This is a genomic window from Paracoccus benzoatiresistens (assembly GCF_026913015.1).
Classification (GTDB): Bacteria; Pseudomonadota; Alphaproteobacteria; order Rhodobacterales; family Rhodobacteraceae; genus Paracoccus; species Paracoccus benzoatiresistens.
The window spans coordinates 130,733-140,620 of record NZ_JAPTYD010000009.1 but is presented as its reverse complement, the minus strand read 5'-3'; the positions used below and the strand labels follow the sequence as shown (position 1 = coordinate 140,620).

The following is a 9,888-nucleotide window of genomic DNA, read 5'->3' as shown; positions in this document are numbered from 1 at the left end:
GCCCAAACGCGTCATGCGTTCTTAAGGCCGTCGAACCGGCCAAGAACAGTGCAAGCGGTCAAAAATCGAGGTGCCCTTATGTATCTCCACGCGACGAGGCGCTGATGCGCCGCTATCCGGAAATCTTCGGGCTTGGCCTCCATCAATTCGGGTCTGGCCCTTCTTCACCAACTCCGGCTCGAAACTGCTCTCGCGGTCGCGTGGAACCGACAGAGGCACCTCGCCATCCGAGCTCTTCACCCGCTTCGTCGCCACGCCGTTTCGGCGGTTGGTCTGTTCGGCTGGCGGCTCAGCGCCGGCATCATAGCCCAGATGCGCAGTCAGTTCGGCGCCCAGCATCCGCTCCATCAGCCGGACCTTCAGCTCCTTCATCAGCCCGGCATAGCCGAGCAGGTCCTCAGGCCGCTTGCAGCCCTTCAGCAACTCATCCAGCAGTTCGTTGGAAATCGTCATCGTCCTTGCTCCTCTCAGGAAGCATGGACCAGATCAGCGATACACAGAAGATCGGACACTCTCTTCGAGCAAGCTTTCATCCCGTCCGTCCGTAATTTTGCCGGTCGAACATCGTTCGCTGCAAATTGGAACGGCAGTGCCAGAAGCATCCCTGCTGACAAGCTTCCTTCCTCAGGCGCTAACGTGCTTCGATCTTGCACGGGCGTAGAGCTCACCTTGCATGCCGCCATTGTAGCCATCGATCACGCACTTACCTCTCCTCCGAAGTTGTTGGAGGTAGCTTACCTCCTCTTGAGGTAAGCCGGAGTAACTTTGACGATGGTTCTGTCTGCCTGGTTAAAGATCATTAAGCCGGCAAACTCGGCAACTGGTAGATGGTAAAACACCTATTGTTCTGACACCATGCTCTGCCCTGTGTTACCAAAAAGTATCTCTTGATGCTCTTTTTGTGTGCCGGAAGGCAGCGGCCAATCAAATCGCCATGCCTGGTAGAAATATGTCTCCTGTGGCAGGCATGGCCGCTCTAGCCGCCTCCGATGTCATAGTTTACGTATGTGCCAGCCACGCTTTGCGCAGCCAGAAACCTCCTGAAATCGAGACACCGATGCTGCACGCGAAAACCCGGCTTACCTATCCTCGTGGCGCCGCTGCCATGTTTCGCTTCGCGGCGGATCATCCGGAATACATCACGGGAACGGAGGCGGGTCCGTGGCGGATGCAGATCCCGCTGGGCAGCTTCGAGGCACGGCGAGACGGTGAGGCGCTTCTCGTTGAGGCGACAGGGGTCAATCCCATTGGCCTCAGCTACATGAAGCTGATCTTCGTGGATCATATCCGCGAGTATCTGGCAGAAGATGTGGATCTGCACTGGGAAGGCGACGGACAGTCCCATGGCGTTCCGCCGTTCTTCCGCGAGGTCCGCGTCACGGCCTCGCGCCGCCTGACCCCCACCATGCAAAGGGTGACCTTCGCTGTTCCGGACTTGGAAGACCTGCCGCTGGATGAGCTGCACGTCCGTCTGCTTCTGCCTCCGGAGGATCGGCCAGCAAACCTGCCGCCTGTGTGGCCGATGCTGACGGCCAGTGGTGCGCTGAGCTTTCCCGCAGGGTCCGATACCTTGCTGGTGCGCGTCTACACCATCCGCCATCTCGATGTGGCGCGGGGCGAGGTGGACATTGACTTCGTGCTCCATCCGACCGCCGAGAGATCGGCCGGGGGTTGGGCTGCGACATGCCGCCCGGGCGATGTGGCGGGTCTGCTGGGACCGGGCGGCGGAGCGATCCCCCAGGCGCCACGGGTGCTTCTGCTGGGCGACGAGACGGCGCTGCCGGCCATTGCCCGCATGCTGGATGCTGCATCGTCCGGGACCATCTGCGAGGCGATCATCGAGGTGGACGGCCCCGAGGACGAACAAGATCTGGCCGGACCGGTGGAGTGGCTGCATCGGCGTGGCGCTGCGCCTGGCACGAAGCGGCTTCTGATCGAGGCGCTTGCCCGTCGGCAGCCCTCCGACGATCTTTACGTCTGGGCCGGATGCGAGTTCGATGCCTTCCGCGACATCCGCCGCCACGTCCGTTCGGTCTGGAAGATGCCGCGCGACCGGCACATGGTCGCAGCCTACTGGCGCGCGGCATGGCCGGCGAGATGGCGGAAGAACCGCACCACAGTTCGGCCGCCTGAACCCGGCGGCCGCCTCTCCCTTACGCCGACATTGCTGGGGTATGGGTCTTCACCAGCCATTGCAGCATCAGGACTGCCAGAACGGGCAGGACGGCGGCAAGGCCGAAGAAGACGCCATAACCCGCCTGCTGCGCCACGATCCCGGCGACAAGACCAAGACCCATGCTGAGGGCCCCATCGAGGCATTGGAACAGGGTGAAGTCGACACCGCCCTGCCCCGGATCGGCCCACCGCATGAACTGGGCATAAAGCGCGGTAAACCCGATGGCCGACAGCGCCGATCCGGACAGGAGCGCGGCCGCGACGGGCAAGGCGGGCGGCAGCGCTGCCCCTGCACCACTCAGCGCCAGGCACAGCATCAGGATGGCTTGGGACACCAGTGCGCCAATCATGGTTGTCCGCACCCCCCACCGCTGGACGGCCGCCCCGCCGAGCAATGCCCCCAGAAGCCCGAGAACCAGGCTGCCAGAGCCGTTGAGCAGGCCTACCGTTGCAAGGGAAATGCCCCTGTCGATCAAAAACGGTCCCAGCATCCCCAGGGACAGCTTCTGGGCGACGACAAAGATCGCCGTCAACATCAGTCCCTGCCGGATGTCCCGTCGGGCCAGTGCCCGGCGCAGACTGGGGCGCGGACCTGCGGCCGGAGATGACGCGGAACCGCATGCCGTCACAGCGAACCAGACAAGCAGAACAGTTACCAGACCGGCCATGCACCAGACCGCCCCTGTCCAGCCGATGCGAGCAACCATGACAAGAAGAAGTCCTGCGCCGATAGCCGATCCGACATAGGCGCCCCCGACCTGCGCGGCATTGCCCCATCCGTGCCTGCTGCGTGCCAGAGCGCCGACCGCATGGCCGTCAACAACGATATCGGCCGTTGCCGTGGCGAAGGCCACCACCATCAGGCAGGCCAATGCCGGCAGCAGCGGCACCAGGCCGACGGCGCCGGTGGCCAGCAGACCCAGAACGGCGATCAGGCCGAAGAGCAGGACCAGCAAGGCAGTGCGCGGTGTCCGGCCCGGGGGCAGCCGCCACCGTTCAATGACAGGCGACCACAGCACCTTCAGCGCCCATGGCGCGATCAGCAGCGATAGAAGGCCGATCCGGTCCAGGGGCAGGCCCTGGTCGCGCAGCACGGCGGGCAGCCCGCCCCAGGTCAGGCCGCCGATCACGCTCTGCGCGACATAGGCGGCCCACAAACCGGACAGGATCGCGGCTTGCCCAGGCTGCCCTGCATTCCGCGCCATCAGAAGCGGCGGCTCAGGCTCGCCGTCCAGGTGCGGCCTTCGTCACGATAGCAGTATCCGGCCGTGCAGGTCTGCTTCTGCTCGTCGAACAGATTCTTGACGTTCAACTGCATCTCGACCCCCGGCAACTGCGCCGGCTGATAGCTCACGCCGAGGTCCACGAAGACGCGATCGTCGTTGGTGATGACATTGGCATCATCGCCGTAGCTTTCCCCGACATAGCGCAGCCCTGCCGCCAGCCCCAGACCCGCCGCAGGTCCCGACTGGACGTCATACTTGCCCCAGAGCGACAGCGTGTCGTTCGGCACGCCGGACAACTCGTTGCCCACAGTTCCCGCCGCACCCTTCTCGATCTTGACGCGCTGATGGGCATAGCTGGCGATCACGCCCCAGCCATTGTCCCAGTTGGCCTGCGCCTCCAGCTCGAAGCCGCGGCTGTTCAGGTCCAACTGACGCTGGCGGTTCTCGCCGGTCGACACATCAAGCACGGTGCCATCGCGCTGATCGATATCGAAGACGGCCGCTGACAGCAGAAGGTTCGTGTCTTCGGGCGCGTATTTGAGGCCGATCTCACGCTGCGTGGACTGCGTCGGGCGGGCGGCCCTCTGCGTGCTGTCATCGGCCGGATCATCATAAACGAAGCCGATGTTGGGCGCGAAAGAGGTCGAGACGCTGCCATAGACCATGACGCCGTTGCTCCAGTCATAGCTCAGCGCCAGGCGCCCAGACCGGCCGGTATCGTCCTGTGTGGTTGTCGAACGAACGGGATCCGTCGTGGTTGTCTCGACACTGTCCCAGCGAGCACTGGCAAAGGCCTGCCAGCTTCCCCATTGCATCTGGTCATGCAGGTAGACGCCCTTCTGGCGCTGCTCCTGCGCGCCCGTGAATGGCACTGCCGCCGCAGCCGTGTCGGCGGCCGAGACATAGCCCACCGTGCTGTAGGTCTCGTAGTCGGCGCGGGTCATGTCGATGCCCGCTAGGATCTCGTGCGACACTGCGCCGGTATCCACGCTCCAGCGCAGCCCGTTGTCGAGCACCAGCGTGTCGATGTTTTCCTTGTAGTGTCCCCAGTAGCGGGCCAGATCGGCACCCACGGGATAGTGCCCGCTGTATTCGAGGTCGATGTCAACACTTGCCGCCCGGAAGCTCTGGCGCAGCGTTACGCTGTCGTTGAGGTCATGCTCGACCTCATAGCCGAGGCGCCACTGGTCCTGCTCGAAGTCGTTGTAGTCGGGATCGCCCTCGTAGAGGTCCGACACCTCGCCATAGGACGGGTTGTAGAAGGCGGCGGTTCCGCCCGTCAGCGAATTCGACACCTCCGCCAGCAGCGTTGCACGGGTCACGCCATTGTCCCAGGACAGGGCCGGGGCAAGATAGGTCTTGTCGTCCGCATAGCCCGGAAGATCGGTGTTCGATTTGCGGGCCAGACCCGTCAGGCGATAGCTGAACTCGCTGCCTTCGGAGACAGGACCGGAGACATCGCCTGCAATCTGGGCGCGGTCGTTGGCGCCGGTGGTCAGTTCGATCTCGCGGTAGTGCTCGTTCTTCGGTCGCTTGGTGATCAGGTTGACGATGCCGCCCGGCCCGCTGACGCCGTAGAGCGACGAGTTCGGGCCCTTCAGCACCGCGCCCCCTTCCAGACCGTAAGGCTCGGATTTGAACCACGCGGTTGGCGCGTTGTATTGGCGCAGCCCATCACGGAAATAGCCATTGTAGTAAGCCGGGAGGCCGCGGAGGAAGAAGGCGTCGAACCGGGTGTCGAAACCGTAGTTGTTCGGGTTTGCCGCAGCGGTATAGCCCAAGGCCTCGTTCAGCGTGCGCGGCGCCTGATCCTCGATCTGGTCCTGCGTGATGATGGTGACCGCCTGCGGGATCTTGCCGACCGGCGTGTCCAGCTTGGTCGCCGTGCGGCTGATGCCAGGGACATAGCCATCCTGGACCAGCGTGGTGTCGCTTTCCGCCTCAAGCGTGATCTCGGACAACACATAAGGGGCGTCTTGAGCCACAGCGGGAAGGGCCGCAACACCGGCGAGCAGGCAGGCAATCAACGGTCTTTTCATCATGGTTCCTTGGGCAGTATGGCAGAAAATGCCCCACGTGGAGGCACGGGAATTAGAGACGCGCCGGCACATGATGGACGCGCCAAAGGCCAGGCTGCTTCGGCTAGAGATCCCGATTTTAATTGTCAAGTATTCGCTCTTGCGGGAGCTGCCTCTACCCCAAGGAGCGAATTCCGATGACCTCTTGATGCACACGCTCTACGTCGACAAGCAGCTGCAGGACCAAAGCTTCACGTAAGCGATAGGACGGTTGAACCGGATGTTTTACAACCAGCGGGCCGACTCGTCGTGGACTACATGGGAAGTTATGGACACCTCAGCATGATCATGCTGCCTCCAAGCGTCGGCCTGTCGAAGCATCGAAAATGTGAAGGTGCTTTCGGTCAAAGCGGAGTGGCAGTTTGCCGCTTAGACCCCGGCTTTCCTCGGCAGCGATGCGCACGGTCAGCTCGCGACCGCCCAGGAAGCAGACAGCCAATGTGTCGGAGCCAAGCTCTTCGAGCACATCGACGTCGACAGCAAAGTCCGCCTCCGCTGCCGCACAGGGGTGCAGGTGCTCGGGGCGCAGGCCGATATCGACGATGGCGCCTACCGGCGCATCAAGCCGAGCCAGCACAATGGTGCCGCCGTCGAATTCAATCGCTGCTCCGCGATCGGACGAGACGACCCTGCCGGGCAGGATGTTCATCTGCGGAGAGCCGATGAATTCGGCGACAAAGCGGCAATTCGGACGCTCATACAGCTCCAGGGGCCTGCCGTGCTGGATGATCTCGCCCTTGCGAAGCACCACAACCCGATCCGCCAAGGTCATCGCTTCGACTTGGTCGTGTGTGACATAGATCGTGGTAGTCCGCAGCATCCGGTGCAGCCGTTTGATCTGGGTTCGCATCTCGACGCGAAGCTTGGCATCTAGATTGGACAGTGGTTCATCGAACAGGAAGACCTTGGGCTTGCGAACGATCGCGCGCCCCATGGCGACTCGCTGTCGCTGACCGCCCGATAGCTGGCCCGGACGGCGATCCAGCAGTTCCTCGAGCTGCAGGATCCGAGCGGCTTCGGCCACTTTCTCCGCAATGATAGAAGATGATTCACCGCGCATCTTCAGGCCGAAGCCGATGTTCTGGCCCACGGTCATGTGTGGATAAAGCGCGTAATCCTGAAACACCATCGCCACATCGCGGCCCTTCGGCTCGACATCGTTCACAACCACATTGCCGATGCGCAGTTGGCCGCCGGTAATCTCCTCCAGCCCCGCGATCATGCGCAGCATTGTCGACTTGCCGCAGCCGGACGGTCCGACGAAAGCCACAAACTCGCCATCTTGGATTTCAAGGTCGACGCCGTGAATCGTTTGGACCGCACCATAACGCTTGATGACCTTCTCGAGACTAATCTGCGCCATGTTCATCCCTCTCGTTGTGGCGCCACACAAGCGCAGCACTTGCATTATCAATAAACTTGACATTATCGATAATGCAAGAATTATTGATAGCGCGAGTCTAGGAGACCGGAACAGGGTGATGATCAGCTTGGCGGAGAGCACACCGCGGCAACGCAGCCGCAGCGAGACTGCCGAGCATGCCTTGCGGCGCGACATCGTGCTCGGCACGCTTGCACCCGGCGCCGCCCTGCGGGAACTGGAATTGGCCGAGCGCTTCGATTGCGCACAAGGCACCATCCGCGAGGCCCTGATGCGATTGTCAGAGGATGGCCTCGTGACCCGACGCGCCCGACGGGACACGCATGTTGCCCAAGCAAGTCCTGACGACGCAGGCGAGCTTCTGCGCATCCGTCATGACATCGAGTGCCGTGCCGCGGTTCGTGTTATCGAGGCACGCAATGACGCCCTTCTGAGGGATCTGGACACCCAACTGCAGGCCATGCGCATCGCAGCGCTGCGCGAGGACGAGTATTCTCTGTTGGAGCATGATTGCAGCTTCCACCTGCGCCTGTTCGAAGCTGCCGCAATGCCCGTGGTCGAGCCGGTGCTGTTCCGCTGCCTTGTTCATACCCAACGCTTCAAGATCCTGAATAGCGCGCCCGAAACCCGTGACCTGAAGGCCACAGCAGAACGCCATGTTTCCATTCTCGAAGCTCTGACAACAGGTGAACCAGACACGCTGGCCCGCGCGCTGTCGCATCACATCACTACCATCGTCGACTTCGGGCCCGATGTCTTCGCTGCCAAAGGGAGACATGGCACATGACCACGGTTGACCGACTTGCCCCTGAAATGAAGGCAGTCCTTGAACGACTACTTTCCGAGGATGGCGTGCAGCCCGACCCGACGCTTCTGCCCCCCGCCGAGGGCCGCGCCCTGGCCGAAGCGTCGAACCAGAGATGGAATGTCGACGGTCCCGTCATGGCGAAGCAACTGATCGTCGAGACTGCCGATGGCCGCCGCGCGCATGTCTTCATCCCCGCCTGCGACCGCGGGCAGCAGGCCATCCTCTATATCCATGGCGGCGGCTGGAGCTTCTGTTCCGCCGCGACCCATGATGGCGCCGCGCGTTGGCTGGCGCAGGAAACCGGGGCTGCGGTCGTGACCTTCGACTATCGACTGGCCCCAGAGCACCCCTATCCGGCCGGGCTTGAAGATTGCCTTGCCGTCTGGTCCCAGCGGGATGCCATTCTGCCTGGTCGCGCCTGGTCGGTATCAGGCGACAGCGCGGGTGCCAATCTTGCCCTTGCCATGATGCTGCGCCTGGAGGGCCGGGACCTGCCGCGGGCCGGGCTGCTGTTCTACGGGGTTTATGACGCCGACTTCGAGAGTCCCAGCTATCGCGCAATTGCCGACGGGCCTGGCCTGACGCGCGACAAGATGCGCCGTTATTGGGATTACTACACCGGCACGCAGGCGGATCGCATGTCAGATCCCTGCCTGACGCCCGCCAATGCACCAGATGAGATGCTGGCGGGGCTGCCGCCGCTGTATTTGAACGCTGCAGAAATTGACCCGCTCTGCACAGATAGCGAACGTCTCGCTGCTCGGCTGCACAGGCTTGGGCGCCGGGATCGCTTCGATCTGATCAAAGGGGTGATCCACGGCTTCATGCAGATGAGCCTCTGGCTGCCGCAATCGGCCGATGCCTATCACCGCGCAGGCCAGGCGTTCCGAAACATGACCGAAACGCCGCTGCCGACGACCTGAACACTTCACTCTGGGGAGGAGAGAAAGATGAAAACGACGATCAGCGCCCTTGCACTTCTAGCCGGGCTTCTGCCAGGCCTTGCCCACGCCGACAGCACCGTGCGGTTCTGGTATCACTTCGACAATCCGGAAAACCCGATGTCGGACCTGATCGCCAAGTTTGAGGCCGAAAATCCCGGCATCAAGATCGATGCGATGAACGTGCCGTGGAACAGCTACTACGACAATCTCTACACTTCGATCGTTGGCGGCAATGCCCCCGATGCCGCAATGCTGAAGATGCATGCCTTGCCGCGCCTTCTGGAAATGGAGGCGCTTGAGCCTTTGGACGATCAGATCGCCGCCTGGGAAGGAAAGGACGACATCCAGGAAAACCTGTTCGACTTGACGCGCGCCGAGGATGGCAAGCAATACTACCTGCCGGTCCAGTATGTCGCGCTCTATCTGTATTACCGCGCCGACATGTTCGAGGAATTGGGCCTGACTCCGCCCCAGACATGCCAGGAGCTGCGCGATGCGGCGGTCAAACTGACCCGCGACACCAACGGCGACAGCAAGATCGACACCTATGGCTTCGGCTTCCGCGGCGGCAAGTCAGGGCATGAACACTGGGGTAGCTTCACGCTTGGGGCCACGGGCGTTGCCCTGGACAACAGCCTGACCTCGGACGCGGGTGTGGCTGGCACGCAGTTCGTCATCGACCTCTTCCAGAAAGACAAGGTGTTCCCGCCCTCGGCTCCGAACGATGGGTTTCAGGAGATCATCGGCGCCTTCAAGACCGGCGTGACCGCAATGACCATCCACCACGTCGGATCATCGAACGACCTGGTCGAAGCACTTGGCGACAAGGTCGCAGCCGTGCCAGTGCCAGAATGCGGCGGCGGACGCTGGACCACCTTTGGCGATGAGTCGACCGCCGTTCTATCCAACGCCTCGGACAAGGAAGCGGCCTGGAAGTGGATCTCGTTCCTCTCCACTAAGGGGAACAACGCACTCTTCAACACCGCCACTGGCCAGCTTCCAGTCACGAAATCCGACACCGAAACCTGGCAAGGCCATGAAGCCCGCTTCGTGGAGGCGACCAAGCAATCGCTCCCCTTCGCGAAACTGCTGCCAGCATCGTCCAATACGCCGGAGTTCGTGAATACGGTCTGGCCTGCGAATATGCAGCGCGCCCTGCTGGGTCAGATCACGGCCTTGCAGATGAACGAGGCCATCGCGGAGCTTTTCGCCGACAACTGATCGCGCTTGGGGCCGGGGCTACCTTTCCCCGCCCCTCTTCCGAATGGAACGTCCT

6 protein-coding genes and 2 pseudogenes are annotated in these 9,888 nt (G+C 62.3%); 4 read left to right on the top strand and 4 right to left on the bottom strand.

Translation table 11 applies throughout. The features are described from left to right. Nucleotides 1-138: 138 nt before the first annotated feature. Nucleotides 139-453 (bottom strand): annotated as a pseudogene (locus tag OU682_RS09420) (transposase); the annotation flags it as partial. 481 nt (nt 454-934) lie between these two features. Between OU682_RS09420 and OU682_RS09415 the strand changes: the two are divergent. Further along, nucleotides 935-2,071 (top strand): annotated as a pseudogene (locus tag OU682_RS09415) (siderophore-interacting protein); the annotation flags it as partial. Nucleotides 2,072-2,153: 82 nt separating this feature from the next. Here the strand turns inward: OU682_RS09415 and OU682_RS24220 are convergent. The 3 genes from OU682_RS24220 to OU682_RS09405 form a co-directional block, all read right to left on the bottom strand. Then, nucleotides 2,154-3,380 carry an MFS transporter gene (locus OU682_RS24220; protein WP_371832226.1) on the bottom strand — a complete coding sequence of 409 codons (1,227 nt, stop codon included), beginning with the start codon at nt 3,378-3,380 and terminating at the stop codon, nt 2,154-2,156. Beyond that, nucleotides 3,380-5,440, bottom strand: coding sequence for a TonB-dependent siderophore receptor (locus OU682_RS09410; protein ID WP_268941832.1), 2,061 nt, complete (start codon nt 5,438-5,440; stop codon nt 3,380-3,382). Before OU682_RS09410 ends, OU682_RS24220 begins: the two co-directional genes overlap by 1 nt. 325 nt (nt 5,441-5,765) lie before the next feature. After that, nucleotides 5,766-6,842: an ABC transporter ATP-binding protein gene (locus OU682_RS09405; protein WP_268941831.1), complete on the bottom strand. Its 1,077-nt coding sequence runs from the start codon at nt 6,840-6,842 to the stop codon at nt 5,766-5,768. A 118-nt stretch (nt 6,843-6,960) separates the two neighbouring features. On the opposite strand from OU682_RS09405, the gene OU682_RS09400 reads away from it, so the two are divergent. From OU682_RS09400 to OU682_RS09390, 3 genes are read left to right on the top strand one after another with little or no spacing between them, the layout of a single operon-like run. After that, a complete protein-coding gene (locus OU682_RS09400; RefSeq protein ID WP_268941829.1) occupies nt 6,961-7,647 on the top strand; it encodes a GntR family transcriptional regulator in 687 nt (228 codons plus the stop codon). Further along, nucleotides 7,644-8,591: an alpha/beta hydrolase gene (locus OU682_RS09395; RefSeq protein ID WP_268941828.1), complete on the top strand. Its 948-nt coding sequence runs from the start codon at nt 7,644-7,646 to the stop codon at nt 8,589-8,591. Before OU682_RS09400 ends, OU682_RS09395 begins: the two co-directional genes overlap by 4 nt. Nucleotides 8,592-8,618: 27 nt before the next feature. Continuing rightward, nucleotides 8,619-9,833: an ABC transporter substrate-binding protein gene (locus tag OU682_RS09390; protein ID WP_268941827.1), complete on the top strand. Its 1,215-nt coding sequence runs from the start codon at nt 8,619-8,621 to the stop codon at nt 9,831-9,833. Nucleotides 9,834-9,888 lie beyond the last annotated feature (55 nt).